Here is an 18371-nt window from a genome sequence, read left to right as displayed (position 1 = left end):
GAATTTTTCGTAAAAAGGAGGGCGTCATGGATATTAAATACGTTCCATCAAATGATTACCTACAAATTCATCGACTAAGGGATTATTGCTTTCCAAATAAATATACTGGTGCACGTCGTGACGATTTCCATTATTGGATTGAGCATAGTACAACACTGGGCGCTTATGACGGGGATAAGGTCGTTGGTCAGCTCTTAATACTGCCACTGAATATGATGATACATGGTGAAAATTATGAAATGGGTGGAATTGGATTTGTGGCAACCTATCCAGAGTATCGTCAGCAAGGGATTATGAAGAAGTTGATGATAGCTTCGCTAAAAGAAATGCGACAAAAAGGGCAAACCATTTCAGTACTGGCTCCATTTTCTATCTCCTTTTATCGTTACTTTGGCTGGGAACTATTTTTTGAAAAGCTTCATTATACAATTCCACAGTCGAAGTTTCCTTATTTCGGTAAACAATACGATGATGTGAAACGTATGAGCTTTGAATGGCCTGATATAGCGCTATTTGAAGCAATTCAGCAGTTTCATAATGCACAGGCACGCTTGACGAATGGAAGCATGCTACGAGACGCTGCTTGGTGGAAACGGATTGCAAGAAGATCACCTGATAGTCACTTTGCCGCGTGTTTTTTTGCAAGTAGCATAGCTGGCTATATTCGCTATACGATTCAAGATGGTATTTTTACCATCCATGATTTTATTGCGCGACATCATCTGGCTGAACAAGCACTATGGCGTTTTGTCTCATCCCATGCAGCAAGTGTACACACGATTGAGGGAGTCACAGCAAATGATTGCTATTTTGGCTTTAATTTTCAAGATCCACAAGTTGAAAAAAAAGTAACACAAGATGTCATGGTTCGAATAGTGGATGCTTTCGCTTTTATGAAACGTTACCCTTGGAATAACTTACAGCACACGTTATACGTGCGTCTTGAGGATCCATTTTGTCCTTGGAATGAACAAATGTATTTGATAAATAAAGATGGTCATGTTTCGATTATGGAGGCAAATTCAGTGTCTGAACAGCATATGCTAACATTACCAATCACCTTATTTTCAGCGATGATGGTCGGCTATCTTCGTGTTAAAGATGCAGTTGTTTTTAGCCAAAAAGAACTAGCAGAGGAAGAAATACAACATTGGCAGCAGGCGATTCCGTCGAAGAAGCCTACATTTTACGAATACTTTTAACTTCATCGTGTCGTAGATGAGAAAAGGAAACATAACTAAACGTAATACGAGAGGCGTTTTAATGTAAACGCAAAAATTTTTGAAGTTTTTTCTGGACTATACCAGTTGCGTAAATGCATTTATTTGCAAGTAATGAGGCAATAGCCCAATTATTTCAGTATGCAGTATAGGTATAAAATGGTTAAAAATCTATATTGTGGTATATACCAATAGATGCTATTCTCAGTATAAGAAAGCGATTTCATGAAAGTCGTCAAGATGATAATAAGAACGAAAAAGACATTAAAGGAGAGTGCTGACAATGAAAAATATTATGTTAGTGTGTGTAGCGGGAATGAGTACAAGTTTATTAGTTTCAAAAATGCAGAAGGCAGCGCAGGAACAAAATATTGAGGCAGATATTTTTGCCATAGCTGAAAGTGAGGTAGATAAAGTGTTAACAAATAAAAAGGCGGATGTATTGTTACTTGGTCCGCAAGTTCGCTACTTAAAATCGACTTTTGAAGCAAAATTCAAGGAATTAAATTTTCCAATTGATGTTATTAATATGGCTGATTACGGCATGATGAATGGTGACAATGTATTGAAACAGGCATTGAAACTAATTGGATGAGGAGGCAAGCCCGATGGAAGAAACAGCGATGATGCAGTCAGTTATGGGGTTAATCGTCCATAGTGGAAATACGAAAAGTGAATGTATGGAAGCGCTTCAGTTAGCAAAAAAGGGGCAAATCAATGAAGCAAAGGACAAAATAAAGCTGGCGAATGAGGCGTTAGTCGAGGCTCATCATGCACAAACAGCATTGTTAACACAGGAGGCAAGGGGAGAGAAAGTTGAAGTATCGATGCTATTAATTCATGCGCAAGATCACTTAATGAATGCTATAACATTTCGAGATTTAGCACAGGAAATGATTGAACTGTATGAACAACTCAAAGGGGAGTAGCATCAAGTATTTGATGTCACAATAAAAAGCAAAGGGAGTGTGTGGAATGTTCCGATTTTTAGAAGAAAAATTTGTGCCGGTAGCTGCTAGAGTTGGGAGCCAGCGTCATTTAGTTGCCATTCGTGACGGTTTTATTACGATTATGCCATTGACAATTGTAGGTTCGTTGGCTGTACTAATTAATAATTTACCAATTGATTTTTATCAGAATGCACTTGATTCTATTTGGAAGCATGAAACATGGACACAATTTGGTGGTAACATTTGGAATGCTACATTTAATATTTTGTCGCTGTTACTTGCCTTTACAATTGCTTACAACTTGGCGAAGGGGTATAACAAGGATGGTCTTTCAGCTGGCGTAATTAGTCTATCTAGTTATTTAACATTTGGAACGTTTGGTGAAGGTGGTTTAACAGGATTAACAACAGGTACGGGCGGAATATTTATCGCCATCATCGTGGCATTGTTATCTACCGAACTATTTTGTAGATTAGCAGGCAATCGTAAGCTGCTAATTAAAATGCCTGATGGAGTACCACCAGCTGTTTCGAAATCATTTGCAGCATTGCTGCCAGCCATTATAACGATTGGGATTTTCGCATTAGTGCGTACCATTATTACGGCAGGTTTTGGTATTCCAGATATTGTGGGTTCGTTTTATTCAACGATTCAGGAGCCATTTATGGGCTTAACAAATACATGGGTAGCGGCGTTAATTTTAGCCTTTATCCCAGCATTCTTATGGACGTTAGGTGTCCATGGTGCTAATATTATCGAGCCATTTATGCAAACGATTAATTCAGCTGCGATTCAGGAAAATGTCAATGCCATTTCGGCTGGAAATGTTGCACCTTATATCGTTAATAAGCCATTCTTTGATGCGTTTGTCAATATGGGCGGATCGGGTACAACCATTGCACTGATTATCGCCATCTTTATTTTTGCAAGAAAGAATAAGCAATATAATACCGTTGGCAAATTATCAGCAGCACCAGGCCTATTCAATATTAATGAGCCATTACTATTTGGTCTTCCAATTGTATTGAATCCTATTTTGTTTATCCCGTTTATTTTAACGCCAATGGTTAACGTAACCATTGCATTTTTTGTAACAAAATGGGGTTGGGTTCCAGCGGCAACGGTTGTAGCACCTTGGACAACACCGCCGATTATTAACGGATTTTTAGTAACGCAATCGTGGACTGGAGCTGTTTTAAGTCTTGTGCTTATAATCGTGTCAGTTTGTATTTACCTACCATTTATAGCGATGGCTAACCGCATTGCTAAACAAGAACAAAAGCATGAACTAAAGGAAGAGACACAAGCACTACAGCCTGAAAAAGCAACAGAGATTCCGAAAGTTGAAGTGTAATAGCTTAATATTGGAGGTATTGTCATTTGAGAAGGTTAGGAATTTCACTATACCCACAGCATAGCACGCTAGAAGAAATGCAACAGTATGTGCAGCTAGCGCATGATAATGGTTTTGACCGTATATTTACATGTCTTTTGTCTTTAAACGATGACAAAGAGAAGCGTAAATTACAGCAAATTAATTATTTTGCCAAACAGCTAGGCTTTGCTATTTCAGCGGATATTGCACCAGCAGTTTTTGAAGATCTAGGCTTAACGTATAAAAATATTGCTTATTTTAAAGAACACTATCATCTAGCGGCATTGCGCCTAGATATGGGATTTTCAGGTCATGAGGAAGCATTGATGTCATGGGATAATAGTGAGTTAAACATTGAGCTTAATATTAGTAATGGCACGAAATATGTGGATAATATTTTATCCTATCAACCAAACCGTAATCATCTTATAGGCTGTCATAACTTTTATCCACGACGCTATACGGGACTATCACGACAGCATTTTTTAGCAACATCGAATAATTTTAAAGCAAACCATATACGAACAGCGGCGATGATTTCTTCTCAACATGCAGTGTATGGTCCTTGGGAAAAAACAGAGCATGGTTTACCGACATTAGAAGAGCATCGCGATCTACCAATAACTGTGCAGGCGAAAGATTTATGGCATACAGGCTTAATTGATGATTGTATTATTGGCAATATGTATGCTTCAAAGGAAGAACTTAGCGCATTAGGCCAATTAAATCGCAATAAGCTAGAGCTAAAGATTGTCCCATCTTCCGAAACAACTATTTTAGAGCAAGCGGTGTTATTTAAAGAGCCTCATTTTAATCGGGGCGATGTATCGGACTATGTTATTCGAAGTACCCAATCGCGCGTGAAATATAAAAATGGTGATTTTCCAGCTCATGATACACACCCATTACAGTTAGGTGATGTGACAATTGATAATAATTTGGATGTGCGCTATAAAGGTGAGCTACAAATAGTGTTAAAGGCAATGCCCAATGCAGGCTCTAGCAATGTAGTGGCAAAGGTCGTGGAAGAAGAACGCTTCTTATTATCTCAAATTCAACCTTGGGCGTCGTTCGGCTTTACAAAATAATTGAAACAGGAGGGGGATTAAGCCGACAGTAGACTGTGCTTAATCCTTTTTCATATCGAAAGGAGTAAATGAAATGTACGTACTAGCAATAGATGGCGGCGGTACAAAAACCTGTGGCGTGATTTGTGATGCGCATGGCAATCTATATGGCAAAGTAGTGACGTCACGTAGTAATCCTACTGCGATGGATGGGCAACATTTTGAGTCGACGCTGCATGGACTATTGCAGCAATTGCAGCAACAAGCGCCACAACTATTTTCTGCAATACATAGCTGCTTTGTTGGTATGGCTGGGGTGAAGGAACAGCAAGCAGAAGGTGTAGTAGAACGGATTATTCGGCAATATGTTCATAAGGCAACGACAGTTATCATTGAAAATGATGCCTTAATTGCGCTCTATGCTGGAACGTTAGGACAAGAGGGCATTGTGCAAATTGCTGGGACAGGTGCAATTACGATGGGGTTTAACTATCAGGGCACGTGCAATCGTGTCGGTGGCTGGGGATACCTTTTTGATGATGAGGGTAGCGGTTATGATTTAGGAGTTGAAACGCTAAAGGCAGTTTTTCAAAGCTACGACCAGCGAGCTAGACCAACAGCCTTGACGGATGTCGTGTTACAACATTTTACTGTAGACCATGTTCCACAATTAATAGAACGTATTTATGGAGTTGCACATCCAAGAACTGTGATTGCTCCACTTGGTAAATATGTTTTTCAAGCGGCAGAAAAAGGAGATACTGTAGCCAATCACATTATGCGAGGGGCTTGTGTGAAGTATTATAAGGCGATCAAAACTTGCTATGTGAATATGTCCTGGAAGCAAGACAATGTGCCAGTAGTTTTAGCGGGAGGTGTATTTGCAAATAACGCGATGCTTGTGCCACAGCTTGAACAATTAGCGTTAGATGAGCAGATGCCACTGCACTTTATTTTACCTGTTTTAGAGCCGATTGGAGGAGCTGTAGTAGGAGCGTTTAAAATGGCGCACGTTCCATTGGATAGGTCATTTATTCAAGCATTTCAGGCTAACTATGCCACATGGGGTGTTGACTAAATCGGCGAAATTACTATGCTCTTTAGATGTCTATGCGAATTTTTATTTTTAGCTATACGACAGCATAATACTTTTGACAATTTCCACTTGAACAATATCATGATAAAATGTAATATAGGTTTGATTTTATCTTAGTATATAACTAGGTTTACTAATAAAAATTCGATAGATGGAGAGTGTAAGGATGTTACATCAATTTTCTCGTAACGAGCTCGCGATAGGTACTGAAGGACTCGAAAAATTAAAAAATACAACCGTAGCCATTTTAGGTGTAGGTGGCGTCGGCTCATTTGCTGCCGAGGCATGTGCTAGAAGTGGTATTGGCCGTATTATTTTAGTTGATAAGGATAATGTAGATATTACAAATGTAAACCGTCAATTAGTAGCGTATCTTTCAACAGTAGGAAAATCTAAATCTGGTGTGATGAAAGAGCGAATTGCAGATATTAATCCAGAATGTGAAGTGATTGATATGCATATGTTTTACACGGAAGAAACGTATGAGCAATTTTTTGCACAAGGAATTGATTATGTTATCGACGCGAGTGATACGGTAATTTATAAAATTCACATTATGAAAGAATGCTTAAAGCGTAACATTCCTATTATTTCAAGTATGGGTGCCGCCAATAAAATGGACCCTACACGCTTTAAAATTGCTGATATTTCCAAAACACATACAGACCCATTAGCAAAAGTGATTCGCACAAAATTACGAAAAGATGGTATTCATAAAGGCGTAACCGTTGTATTCTCAGATGAAAGCCCGATTGTCGTACGTCCAGATGTTGTAGAGCATGTGGGAAAACCAGATGCAGCTATCCGCAAGGCGAAAATGCCACCATCTTCTAACGCGTTTGTACCCTCTGTTGCAGGTTTAATCGCGGCAAGTTGGGTAGTCAATAAAATTGTGGAAGACGTGAAAATTACCCGCGTGCAAGGATAAACTGTGTTTTAAAAAACATGTCGTTTATATAAATTTGGTCATTTAGAAAATGCCAATTAGAAGAGGAATCTGTAAAGTTTTCCATTAGGAACAGTGAGCTTACATGGGCACAGCGTGGCTGTGAATACGAGTTTCGCTCGCTTTTTCCTAAATGGCTTGCAGATTCTTTTCTTTTACGGCATGACTATCAGTAGGAGAAATGACGTAAAATGCTCCCTTATGTTATTTATGCGGCTGACGCTCGCTTTTTCTATGATACAATAGGGCTGTTAAAAAAGAGGGGGCATTCATTAATAATGGAGCAAATTTATCAAATGGAATATAGAGGCTTAAATCTATTCGATGAAATTAGCACAGTGGAATTAGCGATTGATGAGGCGAACAAGACGATACATATTTATGATGTTGGACAGGTTGTGACACCTGTTTTTAATTTTGATGTATCTGCTTATGAATTATCAGATGGTTTTTACAAAATGGCGGATATACTTCGCCACAAAAGGATTTTAACAGAACAGCAACCACCAACGGAGCTGACGTTAAGCCAATGGTTAATTACAAATAATGTGTATTTTTATAGTCCGAAACAAAGAATTAAAAAATATGCCAATGGTTGCATTATCGAAATAATTGATCGAGAAAAAGAACAATTTTTGTTTGACTACTATTTACAAAGAGTTTAATTTTACCAAAATAATTAATCTTACGTACACAAAATGCTAACAATTCACGAAATTGCCTTATTTTTTTCATGAGCTCACTTCTTCTTTTGGTTTATTGCTATAATTTGAATAATTCCAATATATATATACAAAAGGTCGCTTTGTTTGGAATGTTCAAATCTGCTTAAGGGGAGTAGAAATGGCGTTTGCCAAAACAAATGAGAACATGGGAGAGTGGAAAATGGAAATACAAGTAATTCGTGATCACTTAGATATTGTAAAGCTTCAAGAAAAAATGAATAGTATTGTATTTGACTATTTGGATACGTCTAATAATTACACAAAGGCTATGCGATCTTTAACGCCTTTATATACACAGGTTACTACGTTTTATAAGGAATACTTAGGAGCAAGAGCAGGAGAACTTCCGAAAGCCAATACATATTGGCATTTGTTTATAGATTGCAGCGCAAAGTTATGTTATTTCTTAGCTGCATCCATTTTTTATGCGTCCAATGAGCTACAAAAAACGCCAGAAAAAGTAGAAAGTTTATTAATGATCGCGGCCTATTCTTTACCGAGCATTGAACAGGAAGAGAATGAAGAGTTTTTAACAGCGATTTTTGCATTGTATGGGGATGTCGTAGAAGATCATGAGAAAGTATCTGCTTTAAGAGATGAAGTGCTTGCTCAACAAGGTGAAGCTAAACAGTGTTTACAACGCTTTAAATTGTTTGTGGAGAAAGAAATAGCTTAAAAAATATATAAGAAATAAGTATCTACCATTGTCGAGCTTTAAAACGACAATGGTTTTTAATATTGTCGAGATGTTTATGAAGAAGCCTACCAGGCAAACTGTAGACAAACAAAGAATGTCCTGTTGTCTACAGTTTTTCTTTTTAGAGAGGCCGATGACTGCTTTGAGTCTTGCAGGTATGGCTTCCGCAAATTTTCATAATTGTTTGAGTGCCTGGCACTAATTATGGAATGATTTAAGTTTGTTGTATATACTTGCCATCCTTTTTTCCTCTCCTGCAATAACGGGCTTATAAAACTCTGTCCCTACAAGTTCATCTGGTAAATATTGCTGGTCTACCCAGCCACCGAATGTCCCAATAGGGTTGTTATGCGGATATTGGTAGCCCACATGCCCTAAGTCTTTGGCACCTTCATAATGTGTATCGCGTAAATGCAGCGGAATCTCTCCTGTTTTACCTGCATGGATGCTTGCAATTGCAGCATCTATTGCGGAAATCGCTGAATTTGATTTTGATGCAAGGCACATTTCAATAACAGCACTAGCAAGTGGGATCCGTGCTTCGGGTAGCCCTAGACGCTCTGCTGCCTGAACAGCTGCAAGCATATGTGCACCAACCTGTGGGTTAGCAAGACCAATATCTTCATACGCCATAACAAGGAGTCGGCGACTTACGGCAACTAAATCACCTGTTTCAAGTAAATGTGCTAAATAATACAATGCTGCATTCGTATCACTACCACGGACGGATTTTTGTAATGCCGAGAGCAAGTTATAGAAGTGTGAACCATTCTTATCTCCGTAGACACCAATTCGACCAATCAAATGTTCTAAAATATGGTCAGAAGCAATCGTTTGTCCATTCACTTCATCACTTGCATAATAAAGCGACTCTAGCAAAGTTAATGCCTTGCGTGCATCTCCGTGAGCTGCAGTGGCGATTTGCTCGATTTGAGTTGCTGTCAGTACAAAATGATATTTCCCTAGTCCACGTTTGTCATCAGTAAGTGCTTTTTGAATAAGTTCTACTAAATTAGCTGTAGTTAATTTTTTTAACTGATGAATTTCACCGCAACGCGAACGAATGGCTGGGTTAACATCATGATAGGGGTTTTCTGTTGTAGCCCCAATTAAAACGATGGAGCCATTTTCTACATGTGGTAATAAGGTATCCTGCTGTAATTTATTGAAGCGGTGAATCTCATCTAAAAACAATAAGACTTTTCCTGAAATTCTCGCTTCTTGTACAATATCTTCAACGTCCTTTTTGCCAGCGCGTGTTGCATTTAGTGCAAAAAAAGGGAGTTTTGAGCTACCTGCGATGGCATTGGCTATCGATGTCTTACCTATACCTGGCTCACCATACAGTAGCATAGAAGGAACATGTCCATTTTCAATCATTTTATATAAAGCCGTATCAGGACCAACAAAATCTTGTTGACCAACGATTTCATCAAGCGTTAATGGACGCATCCGATAAGCGAGTGGTTCGTTATGCAAAACATTATCCCCTTTCGTACGTTTGTTCTAAATTATAGTATATCATAACCTTCTAAGAGTATTTCCGAGTTCTTCAAGAGGAGATTATGATATACTGTTGGTAGTATTTTGACTAGACTAATTGAGGGTGATAAAATGAAAATTTCTACAAAGGGCCGTTACGGTCTCACGATTATGATTGAATTGGCAAAACATTATGGAGAAGGTCCAATTCCGCTTCGTAAGATTGCTGCTGAAAAAGAGCTTTCTGAAGCGTACCTAGAGCAACTTGTGTCTCCATTACGTAATTCAGGATTGGTAAAAAGTGTACGTGGAGCGTACGGCGGTTATATGCTGGCGAATCCACCTAGTGAGATTTCAGCAGCAAACGTTATCAGTGTATTAGAAGGGCCGATCCAGCCTGTAGAAGGTATTGAAAATGAGGAAGCACCTCAACGAGAGCTATGGCTACGAATTCGTGATGCTGTAAAAAATGTGTTAGATACAACGACAATTGAAGATTTAGCACAGTATACAGAGGAAAATGTCGTAGACGGCTATATGTTCTATATTTAATATTATTAGACTAAAGCACTCCAACGGTTTATATGCTGCCATGTTTTCGCCACTCTGCATGTTGTGCAAAGTTGGACTCTTTAACATGCAGCGTTTTCGCCACTTGGGAAAAGACAGTACTTTAGTGTTTTTGGATAAAGGAGTTTTCAACATGAATGCAAACATCTATCTTGATCATGCGGCTACATCTCCGATGAATGACAAGGTAATAGACGCCATGACTATAGCGATGCGTGATGTATATGGCAATGCATCGAGTATTCACGGCGCTGGGCGTGAGGCGCGAAAATATTTAGATCAGGCACGTGATACATTGGCACAATCCATTGGAGCAAAGCCCGGAGAAATTATTTTAACAAGTGGTGGTACGGAAGCGGATAATACGGCAATTATTGGCACGGCTAATGCTCGTGCTCATGAAGGTAAGCATATTATTACAACTCAGATTGAGCATCATGCGGTGTTACATACTTGTGAAAAGTTGGAAAAAGACGGCTTTGAAGTGACCTATTTACCAGTAGATATCAACGGGCGTATAACTGTAGAAGCGGTACGACAAGCGCTACGTGAAGATACAATTTTAGTAACTATTATGTACGGGAATAATGAGGTAGGTACAATTCAACCAATTGCTGAAATTGGTGAGTTGTTACGGGAACATAAAGCGACATTCCATACGGATGCCGTACAGGCTTACGGCTTAGAAAACATTGATGTAGCTGCTTTGCAGGTTGATTTATTAAGTGTCTCTGCGCACAAAATTAATGGACCAAAAGGAATTGGTTTCCTTTATCAAAAGACAGGTACACCACTTGCAAGCTATGCATTTGGCGGTTCACAAGAGAAAAAACGTCGTGCAGGGACGGAAAATATTCCTGCTGCTATTGGCTTTGCTACAGCTGCTCAAAATGCAAGTGAGTTGCGCGAAGGTAAGCGAGCACTGTACAATCGCTTTAAACAAATTATGTTGGATGTTTTTTCGCATGAAAAGTTAGCATTTCATGTCAATGGTGATCTACAAAATGTTCTGCCGCACGTTTTAAATATTAGTTTTGCTAATATGGAGGTAGAGTCATTTTTAGTGAACCTAGATATGGCTGGTATTTACGCATCCAGTGGCTCTGCCTGCACAGCAGGTACAATTGATCCTTCACATGTGTTAGTAGCGATATATGGAAAAGGGGCAGATGAGTTGCGAAACTCTATTCGCTTTAGCTTTGGCCAAGGACTCACTGAAGAAAATGTACGTCAAGCAGCAGAAAAAACAGCTACGATTGTGAAAAGATTGGCAAAATAATTTGCTGCAAAAGAAAACTTTAAACCTTTAAAGATGCTTTTACTATAAATAAAGCCACAAAGTAAGGTTTAAATGAATTGAATAAAAGAAAAGGTGACCACAATGATCGAAACACGTGACCCATCACAAATCCGTGTCGTCGTCGGCATGTCAGGTGGGGTAGACTCTTCCGTTGCTGCCTATTTATTAAAGCAACAAGGGTACGAAGTAATTGGTATTTTTATGAAAAATTGGGATGATACAGACGAAAATGGCGTTTGTACCGCGACAGAAGATTACGAAGATGTGATTAAAGTATGTAATCAAATCGGTATTCCTTATTATGCTGTCAATTTTGAAAAGCAATATTGGGATAAGGTTTTCACATACTTTTTAGAAGAATATAAAGCGGGACGCACACCAAACCCGGATGTAATGTGCAATAAGGAAATTAAATTTAAAGCATTCCTAGAGCATGCGATGAATCTTGGTGCAGATTATCTAGCAACAGGTCACTATGCACGCATTGACCGCAGTGGTGATGGCGAAGTACGTATGCTTCGTGGTGTTGATGATAATAAGGACCAAACGTATTTCCTTAACCAACTATCACAGGAGCAATTAGCGCATGTCATGTTCCCAATTGGGGATATAGAGAAAAAAGAAGTGCGTAAAATTGCAGAAGAAGCAGGGCTTGCTACAGCTAAGAAAAAGGATTCAACAGGTATTTGCTTTATCGGAGAGCGTAATTTTAAAGAGTTTTTAAGTCAATATTTACCTGCTCAACCTGGCAAAATGGAAACGATGGATGGGGTAGTAATGGGGCAACATGATGGGTTAATGTATTATACATTAGGTCAACGTCATGGTCTTGGCATAGGTGGAGACGGTGAGCCATGGTTTGTCCTTGGGAAAGATTTAGAACGTAATGTGTTGCTTGTCGGTCAAGGATTCCATCATGATGCTCTATACTCAACATCGCTAACAGCAGTGAAAATGGGCTATACTTCGACAAAAAAATTGCCCGGGAAATTTTCTTGTACTGCGAAATTCCGCTATCGTCAAACAGATACTCCTGTAGAGGTAGAAATTTTAGAAGATGGTCGTACACATATTGTGTTTGCAGAACCTGTACGTGCTATAACACCTGGACAGGCTGTTGTTTTATATGACGGTGAAGTTTGCTTAGGTGGCGGTACAATTGATGAAGTTTTTAAAAACAATGAAAAACTAACATACGTTGGATAACTTGCGAAAAAGACTGTGACTCTAAACTTTAAAGTGTATCAAGCAAATAACCTTGGTGTACACGAAAGAGCGATCAGATGTGCAGTCTTTTCGCTACATAGAGGTGAAATGATTTGGATTTTAACGAGCAAGGAATACTAGCGTTTCAAGAGAAACGTTATGAGGATGCTGCACAGCTTTTTACCAAAGCAATTGAAGCAGAGCCTGAAAATGCAATAGGCTATGTGAATTTTGGAAATTTATTGGCGGTCTTAGAAGATACAGAACGAGCAGAGCGTTTTTTTCAAAAAGCAATTACTGTAGATGAAACGGCAGCTACAGCCTATTATGGTTTAGCTAATTTATATTATAATGCGGAACGCTATGCCGAAGCGTTAAAACTTTATGAGCAAGCTGTGAAGCATAAAATTGCAGGTGCGGATGTTTATTATATGATGGGCAAATGCTTTGAACGAATGGAAAATCCTAAGCTTGCTTTGCCATACTTACAACGCGCGGCAGAAATTGCACCAGAGGATACACAAATTCGCCTAGCATATGCAATCGTGCTCTGCGCATTAGAAATGTTCGAGGAAGGTAAGAAGGAGTTAGATTATTTAATCGAACAGGATTGGAATAATGCGGATGCTCATTATAACTTAGGTGTGCTGTATGCTGTATCCACTGAACAAACAGAAGATGCGATGTATCATTTAAAGCAGGCATTTACCATTCAACCTGAATACGATCAAGCGCGTTATATTTACGATATGATTGCACAACGATTTAATTAAAGCGGGCGAGACAAAACTTGAAGAGTATGAAACAAGGACAAAGTTGTCAGCCATTCTTTCTATAGAACGCTAGTTGATGGTGGCGAAGGCAGACTCCTGCTCAGAACAGCACACAATGTAAGACGCGGGTATTCTGCGTGCTATAGAGGGTTGGGGCTTACTGTGCTGAGCGGAAAGCGCCACCGTAGCGGACATCAACGATAATAAAAAAGTGATAGATTGATGGCAGTCAATCTATCACTTTTTCTCTTTGCTTGAGTTATTATTTGCTGTCTTTAACTGCACTGTCAAATGTCAGTTGGGATAAGTATTGAGCTAAATGCGCAATGGGTGTTGTGTCTAAAAGGGACGACTCGGTATCGTTAGCCTTTAAAATATTGATTTCTTTATTGAGCCGTTCCATTTTACTATCTAATTCAGCAGCTTGGAGCGCTGCATCTTTTAGTTCCTTACGAATATGTGCAGGAACTTCCTTATTGTATTTATAGTAAATTTTATGTTCGAGACTTGCCCAAAAATCCATTGCAATCGTTCGTATTTGAATTTCTGTATAGACTTTTTCCATTCGATCGGACATAAAAATTGGGATTTTAATAATAAGATGAAGGCTTTGGTAGCCATTCTCTTTTGGATGCGCGATATAGTCTTTTACGTCCACTACTTCAATATCATTTTGTGCTTGCAACATCGCACTTACTTTATAAATATCTTCTACAAAGGAGCACGTAATACGGACGCCTGCTATATCCCGAATATGTTCACGAATACTATCAATAGCAGGTGTCAGCTCCTTTTTCTTCATCTTTAATAAGATGCTTTTTGGGGATTTCACTCGAGTGGAGACATGTTCAATTGGATTATAATCGTGCATAAGCTTAAATTCTTCTTGTAGAATATTGATTTTCGTCTCCACTTCATTTAACGCAAATTTATATGCTAAAAAGAAGCGAGTAAGTTCTGTTTGGAGTGTTTTAATAGTTGTGGCTTCAAGTTCATGTGTCATCTTAAAAAATCCTTTCTTCTGAAACAAAATGAGTATCTTTAGTGCGAGATGCTTAGACTTTAATCAGTTAATTGGCTACCAACATATGTATTTCTCTTTCTAAGCTTAACAAAAAGGAGGGGAAATTAGAAATTGACACGCTACTAAAGATGCGATTTTTATTAATATGCCTTGTTTTTACTCAAAGGTGCATGACTTCAAAAAAAGACAACATACTAACGCTCCAGTATGTTGTCTATAGTTTGGGCTATTATACAATAATTTTTGCATTTAAATTGTAACGTTTATTGAATTCTTCAACAAAAATTTGCAAGTCGATATAAGTGCCAATATATGGCTCATTTTCTTGATCGCGTAGGAAACTGCAAGTTGCCTTTAATGATTTTGAAAACTCAAGTAGCATTTGTTCATTATCAAGTTGAATCTGTAATGATAAGGAATCATCTAACGTGTTAACTTTGAAATATTTGCCATCAATAATCCGTTCTAAATTGGTTTCTTTAAATGGAAAAACAAAATCTTTATAAATAAGTTTCACAGTATCCCGCCTTTTTTACAATAGTTCACAACTTCCGTATAAGGTAAATCTCCACCGAAAATAGAAAGTGAGCTACCGATCGTGACATGTAGCTTTCCATTTGAGATGGCTTTGAATTTTTCTAAGTCCTCTAAAGAACGAACGCCACCTGCATAGGTTGTTGGAATAGATGTCCAAGCTGCTAAATCTCGCACTAAGCTTTCCTGCATCCCACCTTTTTTTCCTTCAACATCCACTGCATGAATCAATAGTTCATCACAAAATTCTTCAATGTAGGAAATGTTTTGTGGGTTGACTTCAAAATCACTAAATTTTGTCCATTTATCTGTGACTACAAACCACTTTCCATCACGCATACGGCAACTTAAATCGATTACAAGATGTTTTTTACCGATTAGCTTAACGAGTTGCTCTAAGCGATTGACATCGAGTTGTCCATCATGAAAGATAAAAGATGTCACGATAACATGCGAAGCACCTGCATCTATGTACTTTTTAGCGTTTTCAGTCGTAATGCCACCTCCGACTTGTAAACCTCCTGGGTAAGCTGTTAAGGCTGCTAGTGCGGCTTGTTCATTGCCACTACCAAGCATAATAACATGCCCGCCTACTAATTGATCTTTTGCAAACATATTGGCATAATAACTAGGCTCATATTCTGAAATGAAGTTTTCGATAACTTCTTGATCTGCATATCCTAGCGTGCTGCCAACAATTTGTTTTACTTTGCCATCGTGTAAATCGATGCAAGGTCTAAATTCCACTAGCTTCACAATCCTTCCAAACAACAAATTCTTACTGTATATCATAGCATGCTTAGTGTTAAAATAGCCGTAATTCATCATTTGTCAAAATAATGTTAAAAAATTTGAGGATTTTCTAGATAAAACGATTTTTCTTGATGCGCTGTGGTAAAATAATAGGATTGAAATATACAAGCAAGGAGACGAATCGATAATGACAGAAAATCTAGATTTATTTGAACTGAATAAGCTATTTATTCTCGGACGTCCGATTGTCTCTATTTTCCATAATGTTCAAAATATGTATTCTATCGTGCGCGTGAAAATTCAAGAAACAAATTTGCAATATGATGATAAGGAAATTATTGTCGTTGGTTATTTCCCACAATTGCAAATGGACGAACAATATCGTTTTACTGGAACGATGAGACAGCATCCAAAATATGGTGTACAATTTCAAGTTGAAACCTTTACAAAAGAAGTGCCCGCAACTGAGCAAGGTATCGTTCATTACTTATCGAGTGATTTATTTGTTGGTATTGGAAAAAAAACGGCTGAAACAATTGTAGAGAAACTTGGACCCAATACAATCCGTCTTATTTTAGAAGACCCGAATGTCCTTGATGGTGTACCACGACTATCTGCTGAAAAAAAGGAAGTTATTCATCGTACCATTGAGCAAAATCTTGGATTGGAACGGGTGATGATTCAGTTAAATGAATGGGGATTTGGCCCGCAGCTCGGTATGAAAATATATCAAACATATCGTACAGAGACGATTGATTTTTTAACTGAAAACCCTTATCGACTCATTGAAGATGTGGACGGTGTCGGTTTCTTTCGGGCAGATGAGCTTGGTGCAAAATTAGGTATTACAGGCAATCATCCTGACCGTATTAAGGCGGCTATTTTACATATTCTAAATACAGCAGCGTTATCGGATGGTCATGTATTTTTAGATGCGGAACATGTATTACCACAAGTGAAAGATATGCTGGAGCAAAGTCAACGTCAAGAAATACCATACGAAGCAATTTCCAAGGCATGTATCGAATTGCGTGAGGAAAATAAAATCTATGGTGAAGAAACGAGACTATATTTGCCATCTCTATATTTTTCGGAGATTGGTATTGCCTCAAAAATAATTGCGCTAACGGAACGCAATAGTCAAGCGAAGCATTTTAGTAAAGATGAAATTCGCAAGGCAATCGGTGAAACAGAAGCATTGTTAAGTGTCACATATGCAGAAACACAAGCTTTTGCAATTGAACAAGCACTTAATTCAGCTGTCATGATTTTAACAGGTGGTCCTGGTACAGGAAAAACGACGGTTGTTAGGGGCATTGTTGAAGTATACGCGAAACTTCACGGGCTTTCACTAAATCCAAAGGAATATGCGCAAAAAGAAGAGCCGTTCCCTATTATTTTATGTGCACCAACAGGTCGTGCAGCTAAACGTCTAGCGGAGTCTACGGAACTACCTGCGATGACCATCCACCGCTTATTAGGTTTTACAGGTCAGGAGAAAGAGGAAGAAACGGAGCGAGAGGTTACTGGAAAACTAATCATTGTCGATGAAATGTCCATGGTAGATACATGGCTTGCCCATCAATTATTAAAATCATTACATGAGGATGTGCAAGTTGTTTTTGTTGGCGATCAAGATCAGCTACCGCCAGTAGGTCCAGGACAAGTGCTCAAAGATTTACTTGCCTCGCAACAAATACCGACTGTTGAACTGACAGATGTTTATCGTCAGGCAGAAGGTTCAACCATTATTGAACTCGCCCATCAGATTAAACGTGGTACAATTCCGAATGATCTTACGATGAAAACATCTGATCGTTCCTTTATTAAAGCTTCTTCAGAGCAAGTGGCGAACGTTGTAACACAAGTTGTGAAAAGTGCAGTAGCAAAAGGGCAAGAAATCCGAAATATCCAAGTTTTAGCACCGATGTATAAAGGACCAGCTGGAATCGATAACTTAAATAAATTGATTCAAGCGCTTGTCAATCCGAATGATACTGGTACAAGAAAGGAACTTGTCTTTGGTGATGTAACGTATCGCATAAAGGATAAAGTATTACAGCTTGTAAACCAGCCAGAAAGCAATGTTTTCAACGGGGATATGGGTGAAGTCATTAGCATTATCAAAGCAAAGGAAACGGTGGAGAAGCAGGATTTACTTGTCGTGTCTTTTGATGGGATTGAAGTAACATATCAGCGTAGTGATCTTAATCAACTAACATTGGCCTATTGTTGCTCCATTCATAAATCACAAGGCTCAGAATTTCAAACGGTGATTATGCCTGTCGTGCGTGGCTACTCGAAAATGCTACGTCGTAATTTATTATATACTGGTATTACACGTGCGAAAAATTTCTTAATTTTATGTGGTGAGCCAGATGTGCTAGCTAGCGGTTTACAACGAACAGACGATTTGCAACGCTTCACGTCTCTGCGCGCACGACTGAACCCAATGGAAGCGTCTAATGAGGTTATACTAGTGGAGGAGACGCTAGCGCAACAAATAGAAGAGAACACTCAACAAGAGGATGCTACGACTGTTCTACAGCTAACGGTCGAAACCTTACCATCCATCCACCCAATGATTGGAATGGATGGCATATCTCCATATGATTTTATGGATGAATCATAAGAAAAATTAGTTTTATGAGGT

18 protein-coding genes are annotated in these 18371 nt (G+C 38.6%); 14 read left to right on the top strand and 4 right to left on the bottom strand.

Annotation, left to right across the window (positions count from 1 at the left end):
* The first annotated feature begins 26 nt into the window (after positions 1-26).
* From MHH88_RS15080 to MHH88_RS15040, 9 genes are all read left to right on the top strand, one after another.
* Entirely contained in the window at positions 27-1202 is a 1176-nt protein-coding gene (locus MHH88_RS15080) for a GNAT family N-acetyltransferase (RefSeq protein ID WP_339259078.1), read from the top strand.
* Positions 1203-1503: 301 nt separating this feature from the next.
* Positions 1504-1815, top strand: coding sequence for a PTS sugar transporter subunit IIB (locus tag MHH88_RS15075; RefSeq protein WP_038509826.1), 312 nt, complete (start codon positions 1504-1506; stop codon positions 1813-1815).
* Between the two features lie 13 nt (positions 1816-1828).
* Complete coding sequence (locus MHH88_RS15070; protein WP_069513353.1) at positions 1829-2149, top strand: PTS lactose/cellobiose transporter subunit IIA; 321 nt, start codon at positions 1829-1831, stop codon at positions 2147-2149.
* Between the two features lie 46 nt (positions 2150-2195).
* The gene (locus MHH88_RS15065; RefSeq protein ID WP_339259072.1) at positions 2196-3524 is read left to right on the top strand and encodes a PTS sugar transporter subunit IIC; all 1329 of its coding nucleotides are present in this window, start codon (positions 2196-2198) and stop codon (positions 3522-3524) included.
* Between the two features lie 26 nt (positions 3525-3550).
* On the top strand, positions 3551-4633 hold the full coding sequence (locus tag MHH88_RS15060) for a MupG family TIM beta-alpha barrel fold protein (protein WP_339259070.1): 1083 nt from the start codon (positions 3551-3553) through the stop codon (positions 4631-4633).
* 73 nt (positions 4634-4706) lie between these two features.
* Complete coding sequence (locus tag MHH88_RS15055; protein ID WP_339259068.1) at positions 4707-5690, top strand: BadF/BadG/BcrA/BcrD ATPase family protein; 984 nt, start codon at positions 4707-4709, stop codon at positions 5688-5690.
* 184 nt (positions 5691-5874) lie between these two features.
* Positions 5875-6636: a tRNA threonylcarbamoyladenosine dehydratase gene (locus MHH88_RS15050; RefSeq protein WP_024363133.1), complete on the top strand. Its 762-nt coding sequence runs from the start codon at positions 5875-5877 to the stop codon at positions 6634-6636.
* Between the two features lie 296 nt (positions 6637-6932).
* On the top strand, positions 6933-7319 hold the full coding sequence (locus MHH88_RS15045; protein ID WP_339259066.1) for a hypothetical protein: 387 nt from the start codon (positions 6933-6935) through the stop codon (positions 7317-7319).
* Positions 7320-7497: 178 nt separating this feature from the next.
* The gene (locus MHH88_RS15040) at positions 7498-8055 is read left to right on the top strand and encodes a hypothetical protein (protein WP_339259064.1); all 558 of its coding nucleotides are present in this window, start codon (positions 7498-7500) and stop codon (positions 8053-8055) included.
* A gap of 219 nt (positions 8056-8274) precedes the next feature.
* Here the strand turns inward: MHH88_RS15040 and MHH88_RS15035 are convergent, their stop codons facing one another.
* On the bottom strand, positions 8275-9555 hold the full coding sequence (locus tag MHH88_RS15035; protein ID WP_339259062.1) for a replication-associated recombination protein A: 1281 nt from the start codon (positions 9553-9555) through the stop codon (positions 8275-8277).
* 135 nt (positions 9556-9690) lie between these two features.
* Between MHH88_RS15035 and MHH88_RS15030 the strand changes: the two genes are divergently transcribed.
* The 4 genes from MHH88_RS15030 to MHH88_RS15015 all read left to right on the top strand — a co-directional run bounded on the left by MHH88_RS15030 (position 9691) and on the right by MHH88_RS15015 (position 13407).
* Positions 9691-10110 (top strand): Rrf2 family transcriptional regulator, encoded by a 420-nt coding sequence (locus MHH88_RS15030; RefSeq protein WP_024363129.1) that lies wholly within the window; start codon positions 9691-9693, stop codon positions 10108-10110.
* Between the two features lie 151 nt (positions 10111-10261).
* The gene (locus tag MHH88_RS15025; RefSeq protein WP_339259060.1) at positions 10262-11407 is read left to right on the top strand and encodes a cysteine desulfurase family protein; all 1146 of its coding nucleotides are present in this window, start codon (positions 10262-10264) and stop codon (positions 11405-11407) included.
* Between the two features lie 102 nt (positions 11408-11509).
* A complete protein-coding gene (gene mnmA, locus MHH88_RS15020) occupies positions 11510-12634 on the top strand; it encodes a tRNA 2-thiouridine(34) synthase MnmA (protein ID WP_024363127.1) in 1125 nt (374 codons plus the stop codon).
* A gap of 113 nt (positions 12635-12747) precedes the next feature.
* Positions 12748-13407 (top strand): tetratricopeptide repeat protein, encoded by a 660-nt coding sequence (locus MHH88_RS15015; protein ID WP_024363126.1) that lies wholly within the window; start codon positions 12748-12750, stop codon positions 13405-13407.
* Positions 13408-13669: 262 nt separating this feature from the next.
* Here the strand turns inward: MHH88_RS15015 and MHH88_RS15010 are convergent, their stop codons facing one another.
* The 3 genes from MHH88_RS15010 to hisA all read right to left on the bottom strand — a co-directional run bounded on the left by MHH88_RS15010 (position 13670) and on the right by hisA (position 15712).
* Positions 13670-14410: a GTP pyrophosphokinase family protein gene (locus MHH88_RS15010; RefSeq protein ID WP_339259056.1), complete on the bottom strand. Its 741-nt coding sequence runs from the start codon at positions 14408-14410 to the stop codon at positions 13670-13672.
* Positions 14411-14660: 250 nt separating this feature from the next.
* On the bottom strand, positions 14661-14948 hold the full coding sequence (locus tag MHH88_RS15005) for a hypothetical protein (protein WP_069513369.1): 288 nt from the start codon (positions 14946-14948) through the stop codon (positions 14661-14663).
* Positions 14945-15712, bottom strand: a complete 768-nt coding sequence (gene hisA, locus MHH88_RS15000) for a phosphoribosylformimino-5-aminoimidazole carboxamide ribotide isomerase (RefSeq protein WP_024363123.1) — start codon at positions 15710-15712, stop codon at positions 14945-14947. Before hisA ends, MHH88_RS15005 begins: the two co-directional genes overlap by 4 nt.
* A gap of 193 nt (positions 15713-15905) precedes the next feature.
* Here hisA and MHH88_RS14995 point away from each other — a divergent pair, with 193 nt between their 5' ends.
* On the top strand, positions 15906-18350 hold the full coding sequence (locus MHH88_RS14995; RefSeq protein ID WP_069513370.1) for an ATP-dependent RecD-like DNA helicase: 2445 nt from the start codon (positions 15906-15908) through the stop codon (positions 18348-18350).
* Positions 18351-18371: the final 21 nt, after the last annotated feature.

This window comes from Lysinibacillus sp. FSL K6-3209, from assembly GCF_037976175.1.
GTDB lineage: Bacteria > Bacillota > Bacilli > Bacillales_A > Planococcaceae > Lysinibacillus > Lysinibacillus sphaericus_D.
The sequence above is the reverse complement of the archived record's forward strand: the minus strand, read 5'-3'. Positions and strand labels throughout refer to the sequence as shown.

What these genes read in the sequence shown, in the direction of transcription:
- MHH88_RS15080 (WP_339259078.1), top strand. Translation starts at nt 27, where the DNA reads ATGGATATTAAATACGTTCCATCAAATGATTACCTACAAATTCATCGA.
- MHH88_RS15075 (WP_038509826.1), top strand. Translation starts at nt 1,504, where the DNA reads ATGAAAAATATTATGTTAGTGTGTGTAGCGGGAATGAGTACAAGTTTA.
- MHH88_RS15070 (WP_069513353.1), top strand. Translation starts at nt 1,829, where the DNA reads ATGGAAGAAACAGCGATGATGCAGTCAGTTATGGGGTTAATCGTCCAT.
- MHH88_RS15065 (WP_339259072.1), top strand. Translation starts at nt 2,196, where the DNA reads ATGTTCCGATTTTTAGAAGAAAAATTTGTGCCGGTAGCTGCTAGAGTT.
- MHH88_RS15055 (WP_339259068.1), top strand. Translation starts at nt 4,707, where the DNA reads ATGTACGTACTAGCAATAGATGGCGGCGGTACAAAAACCTGTGGCGTG.
- MHH88_RS15050 (WP_024363133.1), top strand. Translation starts at nt 5,875, where the DNA reads ATGTTACATCAATTTTCTCGTAACGAGCTCGCGATAGGTACTGAAGGA.
- MHH88_RS15045 (WP_339259066.1), top strand. Translation starts at nt 6,933, where the DNA reads ATGGAGCAAATTTATCAAATGGAATATAGAGGCTTAAATCTATTCGAT.
- MHH88_RS15040 (WP_339259064.1), top strand. Translation starts at nt 7,498, where the DNA reads ATGGCGTTTGCCAAAACAAATGAGAACATGGGAGAGTGGAAAATGGAA.
- MHH88_RS15030 (WP_024363129.1), top strand. Translation starts at nt 9,691, where the DNA reads ATGAAAATTTCTACAAAGGGCCGTTACGGTCTCACGATTATGATTGAA.
- MHH88_RS15025 (WP_339259060.1), top strand. Translation starts at nt 10,262, where the DNA reads ATGAATGCAAACATCTATCTTGATCATGCGGCTACATCTCCGATGAAT.
- mnmA (WP_024363127.1), top strand. Translation starts at nt 11,510, where the DNA reads ATGATCGAAACACGTGACCCATCACAAATCCGTGTCGTCGTCGGCATG.
- MHH88_RS15010 (WP_339259056.1), bottom strand. Translation starts at nt 14,410, where the DNA reads ATGACACATGAACTTGAAGCCACAACTATTAAAACACTCCAAACAGAA.
- MHH88_RS14995 (WP_069513370.1), top strand. Translation starts at nt 15,906, where the DNA reads ATGACAGAAAATCTAGATTTATTTGAACTGAATAAGCTATTTATTCTC.